The sequence below is a fragment of the Comamonas aquatilis genome (genome assembly GCF_965139575.1).
GTDB classification, from domain to species: Bacteria; Pseudomonadota; Gammaproteobacteria; order Burkholderiales; family Burkholderiaceae_C; genus Comamonas; species Comamonas aquatilis.
Genome location: NZ_CBCSIW010000006.1, coordinates 68,564 through 88,774 on the forward strand (window position 1 = coordinate 68,564; position 20,211 = coordinate 88,774).

Annotated in this window: 27 protein-coding genes; 22 read left to right on the forward strand and 5 right to left on the reverse strand. The window is 58.9% G+C overall.

Going from position 1 to position 20,211, the window contains the following annotated elements:
• Positions 1-19 precede the first annotated feature (19 nt).
• The gene (locus ACNAZA_RS09970) at positions 20-1,252 is read right to left on the reverse strand and encodes a magnesium transporter CorA family protein (protein ID WP_415796462.1); all 1,233 of its coding nucleotides are present in this window, start codon (positions 1,250-1,252) and stop codon (positions 20-22) included.
• Between the two features lie 124 nt (positions 1,253-1,376).
• Complete coding sequence (hemB, locus tag ACNAZA_RS09975) at positions 1,377-2,390, reverse strand: porphobilinogen synthase (RefSeq protein WP_415796463.1); 1,014 nt, start codon at positions 2,388-2,390, stop codon at positions 1,377-1,379.
• Between the two features lie 148 nt (positions 2,391-2,538).
• Here hemB and ACNAZA_RS09980 point away from each other — a divergent pair, with 148 nt between their 5' ends.
• The 21 genes from ACNAZA_RS09980 (at position 2,539) to ACNAZA_RS10080 (ending at position 17,402) form a co-directional block, all read left to right on the forward strand.
• Positions 2,539-2,955, forward strand: a complete 417-nt coding sequence (locus ACNAZA_RS09980; protein WP_120965851.1) for a CopD family protein — start codon at positions 2,539-2,541, stop codon at positions 2,953-2,955.
• Between the two features lie 113 nt (positions 2,956-3,068).
• On the forward strand, positions 3,069-4,124 hold the full coding sequence (locus tag ACNAZA_RS09985; RefSeq protein WP_415796554.1) for a VanZ family protein: 1,056 nt from the start codon (positions 3,069-3,071) through the stop codon (positions 4,122-4,124).
• A 12-nt stretch (positions 4,125-4,136) separates the two neighbouring features.
• Positions 4,137-4,481: a (2Fe-2S) ferredoxin domain-containing protein gene (locus ACNAZA_RS09990; RefSeq protein ID WP_415796464.1), complete on the forward strand. Its 345-nt coding sequence runs from the start codon at positions 4,137-4,139 to the stop codon at positions 4,479-4,481.
• 78 nt (positions 4,482-4,559) lie between these two features.
• Entirely contained in the window at positions 4,560-5,195 is a 636-nt protein-coding gene (locus ACNAZA_RS09995; protein WP_415796465.1) for an alpha/beta hydrolase, read from the forward strand.
• Between the two features lie 178 nt (positions 5,196-5,373).
• The gene (locus ACNAZA_RS10000; protein WP_415796466.1) at positions 5,374-6,546 is read left to right on the forward strand and encodes a D-alanyl-D-alanine carboxypeptidase family protein; all 1,173 of its coding nucleotides are present in this window, start codon (positions 5,374-5,376) and stop codon (positions 6,544-6,546) included.
• A 195-nt stretch (positions 6,547-6,741) separates the two neighbouring features.
• Positions 6,742-7,119: a 30S ribosomal protein S12 gene (rpsL, locus tag ACNAZA_RS10005; protein ID WP_012202325.1), complete on the forward strand. Its 378-nt coding sequence runs from the start codon at positions 6,742-6,744 to the stop codon at positions 7,117-7,119.
• 168 nt (positions 7,120-7,287) lie between these two features.
• A complete protein-coding gene (rpsG, locus tag ACNAZA_RS10010) occupies positions 7,288-7,761 on the forward strand; it encodes a 30S ribosomal protein S7 (RefSeq protein WP_120965859.1) in 474 nt (157 codons plus the stop codon).
• 148 nt (positions 7,762-7,909) lie between these two features.
• Complete coding sequence (gene fusA, locus ACNAZA_RS10015) at positions 7,910-10,018, forward strand: elongation factor G (RefSeq protein WP_415796467.1); 2,109 nt, start codon at positions 7,910-7,912, stop codon at positions 10,016-10,018.
• A gap of 169 nt (positions 10,019-10,187) precedes the next feature.
• Positions 10,188-11,378 (forward strand): elongation factor Tu, encoded by a 1,191-nt coding sequence (gene tuf, locus ACNAZA_RS10020; RefSeq protein ID WP_415796468.1) that lies wholly within the window; start codon positions 10,188-10,190, stop codon positions 11,376-11,378.
• A 25-nt stretch (positions 11,379-11,403) separates the two neighbouring features.
• Complete coding sequence (gene rpsJ, locus ACNAZA_RS10025) at positions 11,404-11,715, forward strand: 30S ribosomal protein S10 (RefSeq protein WP_003059431.1); 312 nt, start codon at positions 11,404-11,406, stop codon at positions 11,713-11,715.
• 203 nt (positions 11,716-11,918) lie between these two features.
• Complete coding sequence (gene rplC / locus ACNAZA_RS10030) at positions 11,919-12,593, forward strand: 50S ribosomal protein L3 (RefSeq protein ID WP_120965865.1); 675 nt, start codon at positions 11,919-11,921, stop codon at positions 12,591-12,593.
• Positions 12,593-13,216, forward strand: a complete 624-nt coding sequence (gene rplD / locus ACNAZA_RS10035) for a 50S ribosomal protein L4 (RefSeq protein WP_415796469.1) — start codon at positions 12,593-12,595, stop codon at positions 13,214-13,216. The genes rplC and rplD overlap by 1 nt, the downstream gene beginning before the upstream one ends.
• Positions 13,213-13,527, forward strand: a complete 315-nt coding sequence (rplW, locus tag ACNAZA_RS10040) for a 50S ribosomal protein L23 (protein ID WP_066483824.1) — start codon at positions 13,213-13,215, stop codon at positions 13,525-13,527. Before rplD ends, rplW begins: the two co-directional genes overlap by 4 nt.
• Positions 13,528-13,529: 2 nt before the next feature.
• Positions 13,530-14,354 (forward strand): 50S ribosomal protein L2, encoded by an 825-nt coding sequence (rplB, locus tag ACNAZA_RS10045; RefSeq protein WP_120965869.1) that lies wholly within the window; start codon positions 13,530-13,532, stop codon positions 14,352-14,354.
• A 10-nt stretch (positions 14,355-14,364) separates the two neighbouring features.
• Entirely contained in the window at positions 14,365-14,640 is a 276-nt protein-coding gene (gene rpsS, locus ACNAZA_RS10050; protein ID WP_120965871.1) for a 30S ribosomal protein S19, read from the forward strand.
• 10 nt (positions 14,641-14,650) lie between these two features.
• Positions 14,651-14,983 carry a 50S ribosomal protein L22 gene (rplV, locus tag ACNAZA_RS10055; RefSeq protein ID WP_120965873.1) on the forward strand — a complete coding sequence of 111 codons (333 nt, stop codon included), beginning with the start codon at positions 14,651-14,653 and terminating at the stop codon, positions 14,981-14,983.
• A 16-nt stretch (positions 14,984-14,999) separates the two neighbouring features.
• On the forward strand, positions 15,000-15,872 hold the full coding sequence (gene rpsC / locus ACNAZA_RS10060) for a 30S ribosomal protein S3 (protein WP_120965875.1): 873 nt from the start codon (positions 15,000-15,002) through the stop codon (positions 15,870-15,872).
• A 2-nt stretch (positions 15,873-15,874) separates the two neighbouring features.
• The gene (gene rplP, locus ACNAZA_RS10065; protein ID WP_099739885.1) at positions 15,875-16,291 is read left to right on the forward strand and encodes a 50S ribosomal protein L16; all 417 of its coding nucleotides are present in this window, start codon (positions 15,875-15,877) and stop codon (positions 16,289-16,291) included.
• A gap of 10 nt (positions 16,292-16,301) precedes the next feature.
• Positions 16,302-16,499: a 50S ribosomal protein L29 gene (gene rpmC / locus ACNAZA_RS10070; protein ID WP_003059403.1), complete on the forward strand. Its 198-nt coding sequence runs from the start codon at positions 16,302-16,304 to the stop codon at positions 16,497-16,499.
• A 9-nt stretch (positions 16,500-16,508) separates the two neighbouring features.
• On the forward strand, positions 16,509-16,778 hold the full coding sequence (gene rpsQ / locus ACNAZA_RS10075) for a 30S ribosomal protein S17 (RefSeq protein ID WP_003059401.1): 270 nt from the start codon (positions 16,509-16,511) through the stop codon (positions 16,776-16,778).
• Between the two features lie 117 nt (positions 16,779-16,895).
• A complete protein-coding gene (locus ACNAZA_RS10080) occupies positions 16,896-17,402 on the forward strand; it encodes a peroxiredoxin (RefSeq protein ID WP_120965877.1) in 507 nt (168 codons plus the stop codon).
• Between the two features lie 156 nt (positions 17,403-17,558).
• Here ACNAZA_RS10080 and ACNAZA_RS10085 read toward each other — a convergent pair whose 3' ends face one another.
• Positions 17,559-18,050 (reverse strand): GNAT family N-acetyltransferase, encoded by a 492-nt coding sequence (locus ACNAZA_RS10085; protein ID WP_120965879.1) that lies wholly within the window; start codon positions 18,048-18,050, stop codon positions 17,559-17,561.
• A 90-nt stretch (positions 18,051-18,140) separates the two neighbouring features.
• Positions 18,141-18,848: a cytochrome b/b6 domain-containing protein gene (locus ACNAZA_RS10090; RefSeq protein WP_415796470.1), complete on the reverse strand. Its 708-nt coding sequence runs from the start codon at positions 18,846-18,848 to the stop codon at positions 18,141-18,143.
• Positions 18,849-19,038: 190 nt separating this feature from the next.
• Here ACNAZA_RS10090 and ACNAZA_RS10095 point away from each other — a divergent pair, with 190 nt between their 5' ends.
• Complete coding sequence (locus ACNAZA_RS10095; protein WP_415796471.1) at positions 19,039-19,485, forward strand: c-type cytochrome; 447 nt, start codon at positions 19,039-19,041, stop codon at positions 19,483-19,485.
• Between the two features lie 146 nt (positions 19,486-19,631).
• On the opposite strand, the gene ACNAZA_RS10100 is transcribed toward ACNAZA_RS10095, so the two are convergent.
• Positions 19,632-20,144, reverse strand: a complete 513-nt coding sequence (locus ACNAZA_RS10100) for a TlpA disulfide reductase family protein (protein WP_415796472.1) — start codon at positions 20,142-20,144, stop codon at positions 19,632-19,634.
• Positions 20,145-20,211 lie beyond the last annotated feature (67 nt).

Here is a 20,211-nt window from a genome sequence, read left to right on the forward strand (position 1 = left end):
ATGGGCTTGGCGCTATTTTTTATTCCTTGTCTTCGCTTTCCAGGTAGCGGCGACGCCAGAAGTAGGCAATCAGGACCACCGAGATCACGAGCATGGAAATCAGGGCCCAGATGAAGCCGTCTTTTTTGTGCACCAGCGGGATGAACTCGAAGTTCATGCCGAAGATGCCGGCAATCAGGTTCAGTGGCAGGAAAATGGCCGTCACCGTGGTCAGCGTGCGCATGATGTCGTTGGCGCGGTTGCTCTGGGCCGAGAAGTGCATCTGCACAGCGGTCTCGGCGCTTTGCTCCATGCGGTGAATGTGGTGGGTCACACGCTCTATGTGCTCGAGCACGTCGCGTGAGCGCACGCGCAGCAGTTCGCGCTCGTGCTGGCGGGCGGGTGTGCTTTCAGGCGGCCAGCCTTCCAGCGCCTCGGTCCAGTCCTGCACGCTGGCGCGCTGGTCTTCGCAGATTTCATCGAGCTGGTGCAAGGCCAGGCGCACGTCGAGCACGCTGTTCCAGCTGGTGAAGCGCTTGTTGGGGCGCAGCAGGGCCAGTTGCCAGTGATCAATCTGGCGGGTCAGGCTGCGGCGCAGATCCAGATAGCCGTCGACCATGGTGTTGACCATGCGCAGCATCAGATCCGCAGGCTCCACCGGCATCTTGGTATTGCTGGTGCGTCCGTCGCCCTTGGCGGAACCGGACTCCAGTCGTTGCCAGTAGCTTTCACGCAAAAAGCATTCATCCGGGTGCACCGACAGCAGGACCCTGTCGTACAGCGCAAAGCCCACGGGCTGGGTTTCCACGCGCTGCAGCACGGCGGTGTCGCGGCTGCCGGCGCTACCCGTGCTGTGGTGGGCAGGGCGGTGCGAGGCAGGTGCAGCCTGGGCCGGCTTGCCGTCTGCCGTCGCCGGCTGCACGGAAACAGGCGGAGTGACGGGAGCTACGGCAGCCGGTGCTGCGGCAGGGACGGCCTTGCCCACGGCCGTCAGCGGCGGCAGATGCGCCGTGGCCAGGCGGCGGAACACCAGGATGTCGTAGGCCGAGGTGTAGTCGTAATTCGACGGCAGCTGGGGGTTGAGCAAGTCCGAGACATGCAGATCCACCAGCGGCGCACCGCCCACGTGGCCGAGCATGGCTTGAACCTGAGGCAGCTGTGCCTCCAGCTGGGCGCGTGTGCAGGAGACCCAGTAAAAGCCGGTCTCGGGCGCTGCTTGCGGCAGCGCATCCAGAGGCCGGGCTTGTTGGGGAGTGATGTGCAGCACGCGCATGGAGGGCGACCTTGGTGTCAACGTGAATTCAAAACAAAACGGCCCGGAAGGCGTTCCCGGGCCGTGAAATCATGCCTGAATTGGCTTCAAGTGCAAATTCAGCCTGCGCTTGCAGCTATCAATTTCATTGGCCGCCGCGCAGCTTCTTGGCTGCATCGATGGCGAAATAGGTCAGGATGCCGTCGGCGCCAGCGCGCTTGAAAGCCAGCAGGGCTTCCATCATCACGGCGTCGTGATCCAGCCAGCCGTTGGCCGCAGCGGCCTTGATCATGGCGTACTCGCCCGACACCTGGTAGGCGAAGGTGGGGACCTTGAACTCGTCCTTGACGCGGCGCACCACGTCCAGGTACGGCATGCCGGGCTTGACCATCACCATGTCCGCGCCTTCGGCGATGTCCAGCGCCACTTCGCGCAGGGCTTCGTCGGTGTTGGCGGGGTCCATCTGGTAGACGTTCTTGTCGGCCTTGCCCAGGGCGCCGCGCGTGCCCACGGCATCGCGGAAGGGGCCGTAGAAGGCGCTGGCGTACTTGGCGCTGTAGGCCATGATGCGGGTGTGAATATGGCCTTGCAGCTCCAGCGCTTCGCGGATGGCGCCAATGCGGCCGTCCATCATGTCGCTGGGGGCGACCATGTCCACGCCGGCTTCGGCGTGGTTCAGCGCCTGGCCCACCAGCACTTCCACAGTGTCATCGTTGATGATGTAGCCGCTCTCGTCCAGGATGCCGTCCTGGCCGTGGCTGGTGTAGGGGTCCAGCGCCACATCGGTCATCACGCCCAGCTGGGGGAATTCCTTTTTGAGAGCGCGCACCACGCGGGGGATCAGGCCGTCGGGGTTCAGGGCTTCCCGGCCGTCGGGCGTCTTCAGGCTGGCGTCGATGGCGGGGAACAGGGCCAGATAGGGAATCTCCAGCTTCACGCATTCTTCGGCCACGGGCAGCAGCAAATCCAGGCTCAGGCGGTCCACGCCGGGCATGGAGGGCACGGCCTCGCGGCGGTTCGTGCCTTCGTGCACGAACACCGGGTAGATGAAGTCGTGGGACGTCAGCACGTTCTCGCGAACCAGATTGCGGGTGAAGGCATCGCGGCGCAGGCGGCGCGGACGGTTGTGCGGAAAAGGAGTGGGGCTAGACAGATGCATGGCGAAAATTGTGCCCCATTCGCAGCCCTGCGACTTTTTGCCTGCCGCGTAACCCGGTCGGCAATGACGTTGGCGACGGCTGTTTGGACTAGGCGCACAGATGGCGCATCTCTCGCACAGGCGCTGGCAGCGGCTTACACTGGGCCTCATGCTCTGGGTCAAAGCCTTTCACATCGTATTTGTCGCCAGCTGGTTCGCCGGCTTGTTCTATCTGCCACGCATCTTCGTCAATCTGGCCATGGTGGCGCCGCAGTCGGTTGCCGAGCGCGAGCGCCTGCTGTTGATGGCGCGCAAGCTGCTGCGCTTTACCACCATGCTGGCCGTGCCCGCTTTGGGCCTGGGTCTGTGGTTATGGCTGGGCTGGGGCTTTGCCGGCGGCTGGCTGCATGCCAAGCTGGCCGTGGTGCTGCTGGTCATTGGCTATCACCACAGCTGCTTTGTGCTGCTGCGCAAGTTGCAGGCCAATACCTGCCACAAAAGCCATCGCTGGTTCCGCTTCTACAACGAGGTGCCGGTGCTGCTGCTGGTGGCGGCGGTGATTCTGGTGGTGGTCAAACCGTTTTGATGGCTTGCTGAAAGCTGGGGCTTATCGTGTCTGAGAGCGCACAGTCCGTACCGTCGGTGCCGGTTATCTCCATTCGCAACACCACGGCCTGGCCGCTGGCGGCGGTGTATGCCATGCTGATCGTGTTTGCCAGCCTGTTTCCGTTCGAGGGCTGGCGCGCCCAGGGAATTGAGCCGCAGGTGTTCTTGCTGGCCAAGGTGCCGCCGCCGTACTGGACCTGGTTTGACGTCAATACCAACATCGTAGGCTACGCGCCGCTGGGCTTTTTCCTGGCGCTGGCGCTGATGCGTTCGGGCAAGCCAAGGACGGCGGTACCGCTGGCGTTTGTCGCGGGCACGCTGCTGTCGCTGTGCATGGAGTTTTTGCAGATTTATCTGCCCAGGCGCGTGCCCTCGAACATGGATTTGCTGCTCAACGCGGCCGGTACGTTGATAGGTGCCTTGGTGGCCATGCTGCTGGAGAAACTGGGTGCGCTTTCGCGCTGGAGCGCGTTTCGTGCCCGCTGGGTGGGCGAGGGCGGGGCCGGCGTGCTGGTGTTGCTGGCGCTGTGGCCGTTTGCCCTGCTGTTTCCGGCAGCCGTGCCTTTCAGCCTGGGTCAGGTGCTGGAGCGGCTCGATGACTGGGTGCAGGATTTGCTGCTGGGCACGCCGTTCGAAGTCTGGTTGCCGCTGAACATGACGCCGGCGATGCCGCTGTCCCTGGTGACCGAGATGCTCTGCGTCACGCTGGGGCTGTGGATTCCCTGTCTGCTGGCCTATTGCGCCATGCGCCATATGGGACGGCGGGCACTGGCCGCCGCCGTGTTGATGAGTGCCGGCGTTGCGGCCACGGCCTTGTCTGCCGCACTCAGCTGGGGGCCTGCCCATGCCTGGGAGTGGGTGGATCTGCCCGTGCGCCTGGGCACCTGGGGCGGGCTGGGTCTGGCGCTGGTGGCGCTGCCGCTACCGCGACGCATCTGCGGCGTGTTGCTGCTGCTGGTGCTGGTGCTGCATCTGAGCATCCTCAATCAGGCGCCCACCAATGCCTATTTCTCACAGACATTGCAGGCCTGGGAGCAGGGCCGCTTTATCCGCTTTTACGGGTTGGGTCAGTGGCTGGGCTGGCTCTGGCCTTACGTGACGCTTGCATATGTGGTGGTGAACGTGTCAAGGCCCGAACGCTCTGCCTAGAATGGCCGCACTATGAGCGACACCCCAAACTCTGGCTACTACCAGCGCCACATCTTCTTTTGCCTCAACGAGCGCCTCAACGGCGAGGATTGCTGCGCCCTGCACGGCGCCAAAGAGGGTTTTGACCACTGCAAGCAGCGCGTCAAGCAAGAAGGCCTGGCGGGCAAGGGCCAGGTGCGGGTGAACAAGGCCGGCTGTCTCGATCGCTGCGCCGGCGGCCCGGTGGCCGTGGTCTACCCCGAGGGGGTCTGGTACACCTTCATAGACAACAGCGATATCGACGAGATCGTCGAATCCCACCTCAAGAACGGCAAGGTGGTGGAGCGCCTTCAACTTCCTGATAGCGTGGGACGCTGAATTTTCAAGGAACTTGAGGTTGTTTGATGCCTCTATCCAATAAATGCAGACGCCAAGTGCTACAACCAGGATAGCAAATTGAATTCGCAAACCGAACGACTCATGCTGACCGGCGCCGCCGGAGCCATCGAAGCCCTGCGCGATGCGCCTGCACTGGCCCCTGGCCAGAGCTCGCGCGGCGTGGCCATCATTGCCCATCCCCATCCGCTGTTTGGCGGCACCATGGATAACAAGGTGGTGCAGACCCTGGCACGTGCTTTTGTGCAATGCGGCTATACGGCGGTGCGCTTCAATTTCCGTGGCGTGGGCGCCAGCGCTGGTGAGCATGATGCCGGGCGCGGCGAGTTCGAGGACATGCTGGCCGTGGTGCGCCAGGTTGCGCCTGAAGGCCAGATCGCTCTGGCCGGCTTCTCGTTTGGTGCCTTCGTCATGAGCCACACCCTGGCTGCTCTCTGGGCCGAGGGTCGGGTGGAAAAAGCTGTGTTTGTCGGCACAGCCGCCAGTCGCTTCGATGTGGCCCCGGTGCCGCCCGAGGCCCACGACCGCACCCTGGTCATCCACGGCGAGGCCGATGACACGGTGGCCCTGTCTGCCGTCATGGGCTGGGCGGGCCCGCAGATACTGCCTGTTACCGTCATCCCCCAGGTCGGTCATTTCTTTCACGGACAATTGCCGCTGCTCAAGAATCTGGTGGTTCGCCATCTGAACTCGTAAACAGCAATTGCCCTGGTCGCCCGCGTTGCAGGCGCCCAAGCAGGGGCTGAGTCCGTGAAACGCCTTCGGTATTCGGTCCCTGTATTTTCATAGCGCTGAGTCCAATTACCCATTGAGCTTCAGCCATTTTTGCCGGTGATTGACCGCGTATACCTTTGCTTTAGCGAGAGTTTTCTTTATGAAGCCCATCTATTCCACACTGCGCGTGCTGGCGGTTGCTGCCGCAGTCGCTCCCGTGTTCGCCATGGCCCAGGTGGCCGCTCCCATTCCTCCCGAAATTGCCGCCCGCAACTATCTGCTGGTGGACGTGACCGCCGGTCAGGTGCTGGGTGCCAAGGACATTGACGCGCCTGTCGAGCAAGCCTCGCTGACCAAGCTCATGAGCGCCTATGTGGTGTTTGACGCCCTGCGTGCCAAGAAGATCACGCTGGAGCAGACCATGCCCGTGAGCGAGCGCGCCTGGAAGATGCCTGGCTCGCGCATGTTCATCGACCCCAAGATGCAGGTGCCGGTGAACGATCTGGTCAGCGGCATGATCATCCAGTCGGGCAATGACGCGACCATGGCTCTGGCCGAAGCCGTGGGCGGCACGGCGGAGAACTTCGTCAGGATGATGAATGACCAGGCCAAGGCCCTGGGCATGAAGAACACCAGCTACAAGAATCCCGAAGGTCTGACGGAGCCTGGTCACCTGACCACTGCACGCGACCTGTCCATCCTGGCGCAGCGCCTGATGCATGACTTCCCCGAGTACATGCACTACTACGCGACCAAGCACTACGCCTATCCGGGCACGCCAGCCTCCAACGGCAGCAACCGCAATTCGCTGCTGTTCCGCGATCCGACCGTGGACGGCCTGAAGACCGGTCACACCAATGCGGCCGGTTACTGCCTGGTGGCCACGGCCAAGCGCGATCTGCCCAACGTGGGTCAGCGCCGTCTGCTGTCCATCGTGCTGGGCACGGCCAGCGAGAAGGCGCGCGCCAACGAAAGCCAGAAGCTGTTGAACTGGGGCTATACCGCCTATGACGCCGTCAAACTGTTCGATGGCGACCAGCCCGTGGCAACGCCTGCCGTCTGGAAGGGCGCCGCCAATACGGTCAAGATCGGCCGTGCCGGCGGCCCGATTGTCGTCACCGTGCCTTCGGGCAGCGGCGGCAAGCTGAGCACCGAAGTGGTGCGCCAGGACCCGCTGATTGCGCCCATTGCCAAGGGTCAGTCCATGGGTACGCTCAAGGTGAAGATCGGTACCGACACTGTGGCGGAAGTGCCACTGGTGGCGCTGGAGGCGGTGGAGCAAGCCGGTTTCTTCGGCCGCCTGTGGGACACCATCCGCCTTTGGATCAAGTAATTCACAGAGCCCGCGCCCGCGCGGCCTCTGGGTCGGCGGGCTTGGGCTCTAAAGCTTGCGCAAGCTGAGGCTATCGCAAGCTAGTGCTTGTGCTAGGTTTCGCAAGCTGGTACATTCGAGGGCTTTTCGGAATTTCCGAAGGGATTCACGTTTTCGCTTTTCACGAAGCAAATTCACGTTTAGGGACGTTATTTAATGCCAACCATTAACCAACTCGTGCGTCAGGGCCGCACGGTAGAAGTTGTTAAATCCAAGAGCCCTGCTATGGAAAACTGCCCCCAACGCCGTGGCGTGTGCACCCGTGTGTACACCACCACGCCTAAGAAGCCTAACTCGGCTCTGCGTAAGGTGGCCAAGGTTCGTCTGACCAACGGTTTCGAAGTTATTTCGTACATCGGCGGTGAAGGCCACAACCTGCAAGAACACAGCGTTGTGCTCGTGCGCGGCGGCCGTGTGAAGGATTTGCCCGGTGTGCGTTACCACATCGTGCGCGGTTCGCTTGACCTGCAAGGCGTCAAGGACCGTAAGCAATCCCGTTCGAAGTACGGTGCCAAGAAGCCTAAGGCTAAGTAAGCACTGTTCCTTTGAACAAAAAAACAGGTGCTGTATCCCGCGTGGCGCGAGATTCAGCGAAGTGACCCCAAACGCAAGTGTTTTGCGTGGGTCGAGTAAGTGGGAGTCCTTGATTGGCTCTCGCGGTGTTGGAAACAACGCCAACTGAAGCAAAGATAGAGGTAAAAAATGCCACGTCGTCGCGAAGTCCCCAAACGTGAAATTCTGCCGGATCCAAAGTTCGGCAATGTCGAGCTGTCCAAATTCATGAACGTGATCATGGAAGGCGGCAAGAAGGCTGTTGCAGAGCGCATCATTTACGGTGCTCTGGACCTGATCGCCAAGAAGCACCCCGATAAGGATCCTCTGGAAGCCTTCGTGGTTGCTATCAACAACGTCAAGCCCATGGTCGAAGTGAAGTCCCGCCGCGTTGGTGGTGCTAACTACCAAGTGCCCGTTGAAGTGCGCCCCGTCCGTCGTCTGGCTCTGTCCATGCGCTGGATCAAGGAAGCCTCCCGCAAGCGCGGTGAAAAGTCCATGGCTCAACGTCTGGCCAACGAGTTGCTGGAAGCAACCGAAGGCCGTGGCGGCGCCATGAAGAAGCGTGACGAAGTGCACCGTATGGCCGAAGCCAACAAGGCATTCAGCCACTTCCGCTTCTAATCGACCTTCGCTCGATAAGCTGACAGGCCGCACGCAATGTTTGCTTGCGGCCTTGTCTCGATTAAGAGCATCCCCATTTAAGTTGCTGCGCTGCATGCCCAAGAGGCTAGTGGTAGCAAACTTTCTCCTCGATCAATCAAGGATCATCATGGCTCGCAAGACTCCCATTGAGCGCTACCGCAACATCGGTATTTCTGCTCACATTGACGCAGGTAAGACAACTACCACCGAACGTATCCTGTTCTATACCGGCGTGACTCACAAGCTGGGCGAAGTGCACGACGGCGCTGCTACCACCGACTGGATGGAGCAAGAGCAAGAGCGTGGTATCACCATCACTTCCGCTGCAGTGACCTGCTTCTGGAAGGGCATGGACCTGTCCTACCCCGAGCACCGCTTCAACATCATCGACACCCCCGGCCACGTGGACTTCACGATTGAAGTGGAGCGTTCCATGCGCGTGCTGGACGGTGCTTGCATGGTGTACTGCGCCGTGGGTGGCGTGCAGCCCCAATCCGAGACTGTGTGGCGTCAGGCCAACAAGTACAAGGTGCCTCGTCTGGCCTTCGTGAACAAGATGGACCGTACCGGTGCCAACTTCTTCAAGGTCTATGAAGGCATGAAGACTCGTCTGAACGCCAACCCCGTGCCCGTGGTGATCCCAATCGGCGCTGAAGACAACTTCAAGGGCGTGATCGACCTGGTCAAGATGAAGGCCATCATCTGGGATGAAGCTTCCCAGGGCATGAAGTTCGAATACCAAGAGATTCCCGCTGAGCTGGTGGAAACCGCCAACAAGTGGCGTGAAAACCTGGTTGAAGCCGCTGCTGAAGCCAGCGAAGAGCTGATGAACAAGTACCTGGAAGAAGGTACTCTGACTGAAGAAGAAGTGAAGCTCGGCGTGCGTACCCGTACCCTGGCCACCGAAATTCAGCCCATGCTGTGCGGCACCGCGTTCAAGAACAAGGGTGTTCAGCGCATGCTGGACGCCGTGATCGACTATCTGCCCGCTCCTGTGGACATTCCTGACGTTACCGGTACCGATCCCGATGACGAAGAGAAGAAGCTGTCGCGCAAGGCTGACGATGCAGAGAAGTTCTCGGCACTGGCATTCAAGCTGATGACCGACCCCTTCGTGGGCCAGCTGACTTTCGTGCGCGTGTACTCCGGCGTTCTGAGCAAGGGTGAAACCGTGCTGAACTCGGTCAAGGGCAAGAAGGAACGTATCGGCCGTATCGTGCAGATGATGGCGAATGACCGCGTGGAAGTCGAAGAAATTCGCGCCGGCGACATCGCTGCCTGCGTGGGTCTGAAGGACGTGACCACCGGCGAAACGCTGTGTGCTCTGGATGCTCCTATCGTGCTGGAACGCATGGTCTTCCCCGAGCCCGTGATTGCACAGGCTGTGGAACCCAAGACCAAGACTGACCAGGAAAAGATGGGTATCGCCCTGTCGCGCCTGGCAGCCGAAGATCCTTCCTTCCGCGTGCGTACCGACGAAGAATCCGGTCAGACCATCATCGCCGGTATGGGCGAGCTGCACCTGGAAATTATTGTTGACCGCATGAAGCGCGAATTCAACGTGGAAGCCAACGTGGGCAAGCCCCAGGTTGCCTACCGCGAAACCATTCGCCAGAAGGTTGTTGACGTGGACGGCAAGTTCGTTCGTCAGTCCGGCGGTAAGGGTCAGTACGGTCACGTGGTGTTCACTGTCGAACCTCAAGAAGCCGGTAAGGGCTTTGAGTTCGTGGACGCCATCAAGGGCGGTGTGGTTCCTCGCGAATACATCCCTGCGGTGGAAAAGGGCGTGATCGAAGCCCTGACTTCCGGCGTGCTGGCTGGCTACCCCGTGGTGGACGTGAAGGTCACGCTGACTTTCGGTTCGTACCACGATGTGGACTCGAACGAAATGGCGTTCAAGATGGCCGCTATCTTCGGTTTCAAGGAAGCTGCTCGCAAGGCCAGCCCCGTCATCCTCGAGCCTATGATGGCTGTGGAAGTGGAAACGCCTGAAGACTACGCCGGTACCGTGATGGGTGACTTGTCTTCCCGTCGCGGCATGGTGCAGGGCATGGACGACATGGTTGGTGGCGGTAAGGCCATCAAGGCAGAAGTGCCTTTGTCGGAAATGTTCGGCTACGCCACTACGCTGCGTTCGATGACGCAAGGCCGCGCCAGCTACACGATGGAGTTCAAGCACTACGCTGAAGCTCCTCGTAACGTGGCGGAAGCCATTGTGGCCGCTCGCGCTAAGTAAGCATTTCGGTCATAATCCGAAGTTCACCCGAAAACCGCATGCCGGTTTTCGGGTTTTAGTTGCCGGTCTGCGATCGCATGCCGTCCTGTTGCCTGTGCGGGGCGAAACAGCAATGCGGTGCAGACCTTAAACATCACACAGGTTTGCTCTTTTATTTGGAGAAATTGCAATGGCAAAAGAAAAGTTCGAACGGACAAAGCCCCACGTCAACGTTGGCACCATCGGTCACGTGGACCATGGTAAGACCACTCTGACAGCTGCTATCGCCACCGTGCTGTCCAAGCACTTCGGCGGCGAAGCCAAGGATTACTCCCAGATCGACAACGCGCCTGAAGAAAAGGCCCGTGGTATCACGATCAACACTTCGCACGTTGAGTACGAAACCGCTAATCGCCACTACGCTCACGTTGACTGCCCCGGTCACGCTGACTATGTGAAGAACATGATTACCGGCGCTGCTCAAATGGACGGCGCTATCTTGGTGTGCTCGGCCGCTGACGGCCCCATGCCCCAAACTCGCGAACACATCCTGCTGTCGCGTCAAGTTGGCGTGCCTTACATCATCGTCTTCCTGAACAAGGCTGACATGGTGGACGACGAAGAACTGCTGGAACTGGTCGAAATGGAAGTGCGCGAGCTGCTGTCCAAGTACGACTTCCCCGGCGACGACACCCCCATCATCCGCGGCTCCGCTAAGCTGGCCCTGGAAGGCGACCAATCCGACAAGGGTGAGCCCGCTATCCTGCGCCTGGCTGAAGCTCTGGATACCTACATCCCCACTCCCGAGCGTGCTATCGACGGCGCCTTCGTGATGCCCGTGGAAGATGTGTTCTCGATCTCCGGTCGTGGTACCGTGGTGACTGGCCGTATCGAGCGCGGTATCGTCAAGGTCGGCGAAGAAATCGAAATCGTCGGTATCAAGGACACCGTCAAGACCATCGTTACCGGCGTGGAAATGTTCCGCAAGCTGCTGGACCAAGGTCAAGCTGGTGACAACGTGGGTCTGCTGCTGCGCGGCACCAAGCGTGAAGACGTGGAACGTGGCCAAGTTCTGGCCAAGCCCGGCTCCATCAAGCCCCACACCCACTTCACCGCTGAAGTGTATGTGTTGTCCAAGGACGAAGGCGGTCGCCACACTCCTTTCTTCAACAACTACCGTCCTCAGTTCTACTTCCGTACGACTGACGTGACCGGCTCCATCGAGCTGCCAGAAGGCAAGGAAATGGTTATGCCTGGTGACAACGTGTCGATCACTGTGAAGCTGATCAACCCCATCGCCATGGAAGAAGGTCTGCGCTTTGCTATCCGCGAAGGTGGCCGTACCGTGGGCGCTGGCGTGGTTGCCAAGGTCATTGCCTAATTCTTAGAAACACTGGGAATTAACAATGTCCAAGCAAAAAATCCGCATCCGCCTGAAGGCTTTCGATTACAAGTTGATCGACCAGTCTGCAGCTGAAATCGTTGACACCGCCAAGCGTACCGGCGCTATCGTCAAGGGTCCCGTGCCCCTGCCGACACGCATGAAGCGTTTCGACATCCTGCGTTCGCCTCACGTCAATAAGACCAGCCGCGACCAGTTCGAAATCCGTACGCACCAGCGTCTGATGGATATCGTTGATCCGACTGACAAGACGGTTGACGCTCTGATGAAGCTGGACCTGCCCGCAGGTGTGGACGTCGAGATCAAACTGCAATAAGAGTTTTGAAGGCCCTCTAGGGGGCTTTTAAGGGTCTTTACTTAACGCGAACTTGCTTGAAAAAGCAGTTCGCGTTAAACTTTAGGGCTTCGCCTTTGATGCGAAGTTTTATTAACCTTCTTTCGTGCGCAAGTTGCTCTGAGCAGCGGAGCGCAACGCTGGGCCAATTGCAGTTTCAGCGGCGGAAGTTTTGGAGCAAACAAATGAGTCTGAGCAACTCCCTGGGGTTGCTGGGTCGCAAGGTGGGCATGATGCGTCTGTTCACTGATGATGGGGACGCAGTGCCTGTCACAGTGGTGGATGTATCTAACAACCGCGTGACTCAGGTCAAAACCCAAGAGAACGATGGCTATGTGGCCCTGCAGGTCACATTCGGTACACGCAAGGCCTCTCGCGTGACCAAGCCTCAAGCCGGCCACCTTGCTAAGGCAGGTGTGGAAGCCGGTGAAGTGACCCGCGAATTCCAAGTGACTGCCGAAACTGCTGGCAAGTACGCCGCTGGTGCTGTTCTGCCCGTGGCAGAACTGTTCAGCGTTGGCCAAAAGGTGGACGTGCAAGGCACTTCCATTGGTAAGGGCTACGCCGGTACCATCAAGCGTCACAACTTCAGTTCGCAGCGCGCTTCGCACGGTAACAGCCGTTCGCACAATGTCCCCGGCTCTATCGGTATGGCACAAGACCCAGGTCGCGTGTTCCCCGGTAAGCGTATGACCGGCCACATGGGCGACGAAACCGTTACTACACAAAACCTCGACGTGGTTCGTATCGACGAAGCACGCCAACTGCTCTTGATCAAGGGCGCTGTTCCTGGCTCCAAGGGTGGCTTTGTGACAGTGCGTCCCGCCATCAAGGCTACAGCTTCTAAAGGAGCGAACTAATGCAGCTCGAACTCCTGAATGAACAAGGCCAGGCTGCATCGAAGTTCGATGCACCCGAGACCGTGTTCGGTCGTGAATTCAACGAAGACCTGGTCCACCAGCTGGTGATCGCCTACCGTGCCAACGCACGTCAAGGCACTCGCGCCCAGAAGGATCGTGAACAAGTCCGTCACACCACTGCCAAGCCTTTTAAACAAAAGGGTACTGGTCGTGCACGTGCTGGTATGTCCTCCTCGCCTCTGTGGCGTGGCGGCGGTCGCATCTTCCCTAATCTGCCTGAAGAAAACTTCACGCAGAAGATCAACAAGAAGATGTACCGCGCTGGTATGACAGCCATTCTGTCGCAGCTGGCCCGTGAAGGCCGTCTGGCAGTCGTGGAATCGCTGACGCTGGATACACCCAAGACTAAGGTGCTGGCCGACAAGTTCAAGGCCATGAACCTGGAGTCTTCGGTCATGGTGATCGCCGACGAAATCGACGAAAACCTGTACCTGGCATCCCGCAATCTGAAGAACGTGTTCGTGGTTGAGCCGCGCTATGCAGACCCCGTGTCGCTGGTGCACTACAAGAAAGTGCTCATCACCAAGGGTGCGATCGACAAACTCAAGGAGATGTTCGCATGAGCACACTCAAGTTTGACGAAGGTCGTCTGATGCAAGTGCTGGTCGCTCCCATCGTGTCCGAAAAGGCCACTCTGGTTGCTGAAAAGTCCAATGCTGTGACATTCAAGGTGCTGCAGAACGCTACCAAGCCCGAAATCAAGGCCGCTGTGGAATTGATGTTCAAGGTTGAAGTGGCTGGCGTTTCCGTGGTGAACACCAAGGGCAAGACCAAGCGCTTCGGCAAGACCGTTGGCCGTCGCGACAATGTGCGCAAGGCTTACGTGATGCTCAAGCCCGGTCAAGAGCTGAACCTGTCTGGGGAGGCAGCGTAATCATGGCTGTTATCAAGCTCAAACCTACGACCCCCGGCCAACGTGGCGCGGTAAAGGTTACACGTGACCATCTGCACAAGGGTGCAGGTTTCGCCGCTCTGCTGGAACCTCAGTTCCAAAAGGCCGGTCGTAACAACAACGGTCACATCACGGTTCGCCATAAGGGCGGTGGTCACAAGCACCACTACCGCGTGGTGGACTTCAAGCGCGACAAGGACGGTATTCCCGCCAAGGTCGAGCGCATTGAATACGATCCAAACCGTACTGCTCACATCGCTCTGGTGTGCTATGCAGACGGTGAGCGTCGCTACATCATTGCTCCTCGCAACCTGGAAGTGGGCGCCACTATCGTTAGCGGCTCCGAAGCTCCTATCCGCGTGGGCAACACTTTGCCTATCCGCAACATCCCCGTGGGTTCGACCATTCACTGTATCGAACTGAAGATCGGTGCTGGTGCTCAGATCGCCCGTTCGGCTGGTACTTCTGCCACTCTGCTGGCTCGCGAAGGCATCTACGCTCAAGTACGTATGCGTTCGGGCGAAGTCCGCAAGGTGCACATCGAGTGCCGTGCCACGATCGGTGAAGTTGCCAACGAAGAACACAGCCTGCGCCGTTTGGGCAAGGCCGGTGTGAAGCGTTGGATGGGTATTCGTCCTACCGTTCGCGGTGTGGTGATGAACCCTGTGGATCACCCGCACGGTGGTGGTGAAGGCAAGACCGGTGAAGGCCGTCACGCAGTTGACCCATGGGGTAACCTGACGAAGGGCTACCGCACCCGTAACAACAAGCGCACTCAATCGATGATTGTTTCGCGTCGTAAGAAGTAAGGGGTAGCAAATGACTCGTTCTCTCAAAAAGGGCCCGTTTGTTGACCATCACTTGCTGGCCAAGGTCGAAAAGGCCGTTGCCACCAAGGACAAAAGGCCAGTGAAGACCTGGTCGCGTCGTTCCATGGTCCTGCCCGATTTCATCGGTCTGACCATTGCTGTGCACAACGGCAAGCAACACGTGCCGGTTTATGTGACTGACCAGATGGTTGGCCACAAGCTGGGTGAATTCGCGCTGACTCGTACCTTCAAGGGACACCCAGCGGACAAGAAAGCCAAGAAGTAAGGAATAGAACATGTCTGAAACACGTGCTGTTCTCCGTGGCGTCCGCTTGTCGGTTGACAAGGGTCGCCTCGTCGCGGATCTGATCCGTGGCAAGAAGGTGGATCAAGCCTTGAACATTCTCCAATTCACACAGAAAAAAGCTGCTGTGATCCTGAAGAAGGTTCTGGAATCCGCTATCGCTAACGCTGAGCACAATGACGGCGCTGACATCGACGAACTGAAGGTTACGACCATCTACGTCGAGCAAGGCACCACGCTCAAGCGTTTTACTGCTCGCGCCAAAGGCCGTGGCAACCGCATCAGCAAGCCTACCTGCCACATCTATGTGACAGTGGGTAACTGAGGCCTAAAGGAAGAATATGGGACAGAAAATCCATCCTACCGGCTTCCGTCTGGCGGTGAGCCGCAACTGGGCAAGCCGTTGGTACGCAAGCAACCGTGATTTCGCCGGCATGCTGGCCGAAGACATCAAGGTTCGTGAGTACCTGAAGGCCAAGCTGAAGAATGCTGCCGTTTCGCGCATTCTGATCGAGCGTCCTGCCAAGAACGCCCGCATCACCATTTTCTCGGCTCGTCCGGGCGTGGTGATCGGCAAGAAGGGTGAAGACATCGAGGCCCTGAAGAAGGAACTCGCTACTCGCCTGGGCGTGCCTGTTGCTGTGAACATCGAAGAAGTGCGCAAGCCCGAAATCGATGCCAAGCTGATCGCTGACTCGATCACTCAGCAGCTGGAAAAGCGCATCATGTTCCGTCGCGCCATGAAGCGCGCCATGCAGAACGCCATGCGTCTGGGTGCTCAAGGCATCAAGATCATGTCTTCTGGCCGTCTGAACGGTATCGAAATCGCTCGTACTGAGTGGTACCGTGAAGGCCGCGTGCCACTGCACACACTGCGTGCTGACATCGACTACGGCTTCTCCGAAGCCAAGACGACGTACGGCATCATTGGTGTGAAGGTCTGGGTCTACAAGGGTGATACCTTGGGCCGTAACGACCTGCCCGCTGTGGAAACGCCTCGTCCTGACGACGAACGCCGTCCTCGCGGCCCCCGTCGCGATGGTCGTCGTGATAGCCGCGACGGCGCTGGCCGTGGTGGTCGTCGTCCCGCTGGCACCAATGCGGCTCCTGCCGATGGCAGCGATAAGCCTGCCGGCGCTGGTGCTGATTCCGTTAAGCGCGTTCGCAAGACTGACGCGCCCGCTGCAGCTGCAGCGGACGGTAAAGGAGAATAAAGATGCTGCAACCTGCTCGCCGCAAATACCGCAAGGAGCAAAAGGGTCGCAACACCGGTATCGCAACGCGTGGTAACTCCGTTGCTTTCGGTGACTTCGGCCTGAAGTCCACTGACCGCGGCCGTCTGACGGCCCGCCAGATCGAAGCTGCACGTCGTGCAATTTCCCGTCACGTCAAGCGTGGTGGTCGTATCTGGATCCGCGTGTTCCCGGACAAGCCAATCTCTACCAAGCCCGCAGAAGTGCGTATGGGTAACGGTAAGGGCAACCCCGAGTACTACGTGGCCGAAATTCAGCCCGGCAAGGTGATCTACGAAATCGTAGGTGTGCCTGAAGAGCTGGCTCGTGAAGCGTTCCGCCTGGCTGCTGCAAAGCTGCCTCTGCGTACGACCTTCGTGTCTCGTCACATTGGTGCTTAAGGAGATCAACATGACAAAATCTGCTGAACTCCGCCAAAAAGACGTGGCCGGTCTGGAAGCTGAAGTGAAGTCCTTGCAAAAGGCTCACTTTGGTCTGCGCATGCAAAAAGCCACGCAACAACTGGGCAACACTGCGACTATCAAGGCTACACGCCGTGACATCGCTCGTGCCAAGACCATCCTTGCTGAAAAGCAAGCCGCTAAGTAAGGAGCCGACATGACGGAAGCTAAAACATCCCTCAAGCGCACCTTGATTGGCAAGGTGGTCAGCGACAAGCGTGCCAAGACTGTGACCGTTCTGGTTGAACGCCGCGTCAAGCACCCTATCTACGACAAGATCATGATCAAGTCGAGCAAGTACCACGCTCACGACGAGCAAGGTGAGTACAAGCTGGGTGACGTGGTTGAAATCACCGAGAGCCGTCCTCTCTCCAAGACCAAGAACTGGGTTGCTACCCGCTTGGTACAAAAGGCTGCTCTGGTGTAAGCCTAACTAGGCCCGCCGGCTGCAAAGCCCTAGAAAACGACCCACAATGTGGGTCGTTTTTTCGTTTCCGGACCCGCCATTTCGGTGGGCCTGTTTTGCACCCAAAAGGAGATAGTAATGATCAAAGTTGGAGACTCCCTGCCCGCAGTGACCTTGATGGAATATGTGGAAGTGGAAGGCAATGGCTGCAGCATTGGCCCCAACCCCGTCAAGCTGCCTGAAGCGCTGGCCGGCAAGACCATTGCATTGTTTGCACTGCCCGGTGCTTTCACGCCCACCTGCTCCGCACAGCATTTGCCTGGCTACGTGGCCAAGGCCGAGGAATTCAAGGCTGCAGGCGTGGACGAAATCTGGTGCCTGTCCGTGAACGACGCTTTCGTGATGGGTGCCTGGGGTCGCGACCAGAAGGTGGCCGGCAAGGTGCGCATGATTGCCGACGGCGATGCTGCTTTCGCCAAGGCCGTGGGCCTGACGCTGGATCTGAACGGCAAGGGCCTGGGCCTGCGCGCCAATCGCTTCTCCATGCTGGTCAAGGATGGCAAGCTGGTTTCGCTGAACGTGGAAGGTCCTGGTAAGTTTGAAGTCAGCGACGCCGACACACTGCTGCAACAAGTCAAGGCTTAACGCGGCTTGCCGGAGTTCGCGCCCCTCTGAGGCCGGCTCCGGTTGCCACAAAGCCTCGCTGTCATGCAGCGGAGCTGGTGCCGAAATGCAGAACGCCCGGACCTATGGTCTGGGCGTTTTTGCTGGTGCGGGGTCTAATCGGACGGATAGGTGCGTTCAGTACAAAGCGACCTTGAGGTAGTGTGCGCCCTGCAAGGGATTGTGATAGTAAGGCTCGATGGGCTCGAAGCCCAGATCCACGTAGAGGGCACGCGCGGATTCCATCTCGTCCAGCGTGTCGAGCAGCACATGGTCGTATCCCGCTTGTCTGGCGGCATCCAGCATGGCCTCTGCCAGCTGACGGCCCAAGCCAAAACCTCTGAAGGGCTTGCGTACAAAAAGGCGCTTCATTTCTGCCGCATTGGGGTAGTCGCAGTCGTCAAGCGGGCGCAGGCCACAGCAGCCAGCAAGGGCTCCGTCCACACATGCCAGCAGAAGCTGGCCACGAGGGCTGGCATATTCACCGGGCAGATCGGCGATTTCTGACTCGAATCCTTGAAATTCCAGGTCGATACTCAGGCTGTCCGCATACTCTCGGAAGATCTGGCGCACCTGGTGCATTTCTTCCGGTTGAGTGGGATTCAGCAAGTCCACGGCAGGCTTGTCCACGGCAACTTGGCAATGATGAAAGAAGAGTCAGTGTAGCGGCAAGCGCCTTGCATGGTTAAAGCCTGGCTGACAACTCTGCCCTGACCGGGTTCAAAATCCTGCACTTTGACCCAGCTGGTTCACCCACCAGGCCAGGCCGGATGCCAGCACGGCCAGTGCTGCGGCCAGCAGGCGTCTGGCTGCTGTATCGCGGGTGCTGGGGACGGGCAATGCCAGGGTTTTGTCACCGGTCACCATGGCCGTGACCAGACCGCGTTTTTTGTGGCTGTAGTAAGCCACGGCCACCAGGTGCAGGCCCAGCAATGCGTAAATCAGGTACTGGCCCCAGTGGACGTGGTAGTTGGTGGCCAGAGAAACCGTGTCGCCTGAGACAAAGCGGGTCAGCGAGCCGCTGAAGGCAATTTCGTCGTCGCTGAGCAAGCCGCTGGCAACCTGTGCAATCAAGACCAGCAGCATGGCAAAAACCGACAAGGCGCCCAGCGGGCTGTGGCCGGCGCTGTCCTGCACACGGCCTTTGCCGCGCACATGGCGCAGCAGTGCAGCAGGTGAATGGAAGAAATTACCGAAGCGCGACCAGTAACCTCCGACCAGACCCCAGAGCAGGCGAAAAATCAGCAGGGCCAGCACGGCATGCCCCAGGCTCAAATGCCAGTTCATCGCATTGCCGCCCAGCTTGGCCGTCACCACCAGGGCCACAATGCACAGGGCCAGCAGCCAGTGAAAAAGACGCGTGGGCAAATCCCAGATTCGAACGGTGTGAGAGCTATGGCTGAGAGTGTGCTTGGCAGGCTCATTCATGGAGGTGCTCCATCCGGGTGGATTGAGAAATGTGGATTGCGACTGTCTGCATTGTGCCGTGAGGAGTGTCCAGGGCTTGTCTGGCGCGTCCATGCCTGGATTTGGAGCTCCTGCCTTGTGAGTCTCCTCTGCGATACTGCGCTGGCCGCTACCGACGGTAGATTGTTGTTTCAAAAGAAAGGATACCCCGATGAAAGCTTTCTCTACCTTGGCTCTGGCTGCCGTGATCGCCACCGTGGCCCTGCCGGCTTCGGCGCAATTTTCCAAACCCGAAGATGCCATCAAATACCGTCAAAGTGCCCTGAGTGTCATGGGCACGCACTTCGGCCGCCTGGGTGCCATGGCCAATGGCAAGATCCCTTTTGATGCCAAGAGTGCGCAGGAAAGCGCCGAGATCGTGGCTTTCATGGCCAAGTTGCCTTGGTCGGGTTTTGGTACCGGCACCGATGGCGGCAAGGCCAAGCCCGAGATCTGGAAGGAGCAGGCCAAGTTTCATGATCTGAGCGGCAAGATGGAGGCGGAAACCGTCAAGCTCAATGCGGCGGCCAAGACCGGCAATCTGGACAACCTCAAAGCCGCCTTTGGTCCTGCGGCCAACAGCTGCAAGAGCTGCCACGACAGCTTCAGAAACAAATGATCTCTGAGGGGGCAGGCATGAAAAAACCGGCAAATTGCCGGTTTTTGTTTTTTACAGTGCCTGCGCTTGCTGGACTTGGATTTCAGGCTGTTTTGCCTTGAATCCAATGCAGATAAAGCGTTGGCAGCTATTGATTTTGATAAGGCTTAGGCGCTTGCGGGTTCTGCCAGTAGTTTTTCGATCAGCTTGTGCAGTTCGGCAAAGTCAGGCGCACCGATATAGCTCTTCACAATCTCGCCGCGCTTGTTGACGATAAAGGTGGAGGGCGTGAGCTTGACGTCGCCCCAGGCCTTGGCCACGTTGCCCGTGTTGTCCAGCGCCACTTGGAAAGGAACCTTGCGCGACTCGACAAAGTTCACCACATAGCTGGGCGGGTCGTAGCTCATGGCGACGGCCAGGGTGTTGAAACCCTTGTCCTTGTACTTGTTGTAGGTGCTGATGATCTCGGGCATTTCTGCCACGCAGGTCGTGCAGCTGGTGGCCCAGAAGTTCACCAGCGTGACCTGGCCTTTGAGGTCGGATGTCGTCTTCTGGCTGCCGTCGAGCAGCACAAAAGTAGACTGAGGTGCCGCAGATTGGCCGGCCCCGGTATACACCCATGCCCCGACGCCGATGACGGCTGCGGCCGCCAGGCCTGCGATCCAAGTTTTGCTTGCCATAAGATCTTGATTGTGCCTAGAAATTAAGCACATTGCTGTTCTAGGTCATTGGAGCCTGTGCTGGCGC

Coding starts and splice junctions, on each gene's coding strand:
- ACNAZA_RS09970 (WP_415796462.1), bottom strand. CDS start 1,252: ATGCGCGTGCTGCACATCACTCCCCAACAAGCCCGGCCTCTGGATGCG.
- hemB (WP_415796463.1), bottom strand. CDS start 2,390: ATGCATCTGTCTAGCCCCACTCCTTTTCCGCACAACCGTCCGCGCCGC.
- ACNAZA_RS09980 (WP_120965851.1), top strand. CDS start 2,539: ATGCTCTGGGTCAAAGCCTTTCACATCGTATTTGTCGCCAGCTGGTTC.
- ACNAZA_RS09985 (WP_415796554.1), top strand. CDS start 3,069: ATGCTGATCGTGTTTGCCAGCCTGTTTCCGTTCGAGGGCTGGCGCGCC.
- ACNAZA_RS09990 (WP_415796464.1), top strand. CDS start 4,137: ATGAGCGACACCCCAAACTCTGGCTACTACCAGCGCCACATCTTCTTT.
- ACNAZA_RS10000 (WP_415796466.1), top strand. CDS start 5,374: ATGAAGCCCATCTATTCCACACTGCGCGTGCTGGCGGTTGCTGCCGCA.
- rpsL (WP_012202325.1), top strand. CDS start 6,742: ATGCCAACCATTAACCAACTCGTGCGTCAGGGCCGCACGGTAGAAGTT.
- rpsG (WP_120965859.1), top strand. CDS start 7,288: ATGCCACGTCGTCGCGAAGTCCCCAAACGTGAAATTCTGCCGGATCCA.
- fusA (WP_415796467.1), top strand. CDS start 7,910: ATGGCTCGCAAGACTCCCATTGAGCGCTACCGCAACATCGGTATTTCT.
- tuf (WP_415796468.1), top strand. CDS start 10,188: ATGGCAAAAGAAAAGTTCGAACGGACAAAGCCCCACGTCAACGTTGGC.
- rpsJ (WP_003059431.1), top strand. CDS start 11,404: ATGTCCAAGCAAAAAATCCGCATCCGCCTGAAGGCTTTCGATTACAAG.
- rplC (WP_120965865.1), top strand. CDS start 11,919: ATGAGTCTGAGCAACTCCCTGGGGTTGCTGGGTCGCAAGGTGGGCATG.
- rplD (WP_415796469.1), top strand. CDS start 12,593: ATGCAGCTCGAACTCCTGAATGAACAAGGCCAGGCTGCATCGAAGTTC.
- rplW (WP_066483824.1), top strand. CDS start 13,213: ATGAGCACACTCAAGTTTGACGAAGGTCGTCTGATGCAAGTGCTGGTC.
- rplB (WP_120965869.1), top strand. CDS start 13,530: ATGGCTGTTATCAAGCTCAAACCTACGACCCCCGGCCAACGTGGCGCG.
- rpsS (WP_120965871.1), top strand. CDS start 14,365: ATGACTCGTTCTCTCAAAAAGGGCCCGTTTGTTGACCATCACTTGCTG.
- rplV (WP_120965873.1), top strand. CDS start 14,651: ATGTCTGAAACACGTGCTGTTCTCCGTGGCGTCCGCTTGTCGGTTGAC.
- rpsC (WP_120965875.1), top strand. CDS start 15,000: ATGGGACAGAAAATCCATCCTACCGGCTTCCGTCTGGCGGTGAGCCGC.
- rplP (WP_099739885.1), top strand. CDS start 15,875: ATGCTGCAACCTGCTCGCCGCAAATACCGCAAGGAGCAAAAGGGTCGC.
- rpmC (WP_003059403.1), top strand. CDS start 16,302: ATGACAAAATCTGCTGAACTCCGCCAAAAAGACGTGGCCGGTCTGGAA.
- rpsQ (WP_003059401.1), top strand. CDS start 16,509: ATGACGGAAGCTAAAACATCCCTCAAGCGCACCTTGATTGGCAAGGTG.
- ACNAZA_RS10080 (WP_120965877.1), top strand. CDS start 16,896: ATGATCAAAGTTGGAGACTCCCTGCCCGCAGTGACCTTGATGGAATAT.
- ACNAZA_RS10090 (WP_415796470.1), bottom strand. CDS start 18,848: ATGAATGAGCCTGCCAAGCACACTCTCAGCCATAGCTCTCACACCGTT.
- ACNAZA_RS10095 (WP_415796471.1), top strand. CDS start 19,039: ATGAAAGCTTTCTCTACCTTGGCTCTGGCTGCCGTGATCGCCACCGTG.
- ACNAZA_RS10100 (WP_415796472.1), bottom strand. CDS start 20,144: ATGGCAAGCAAAACTTGGATCGCAGGCCTGGCGGCCGCAGCCGTCATC.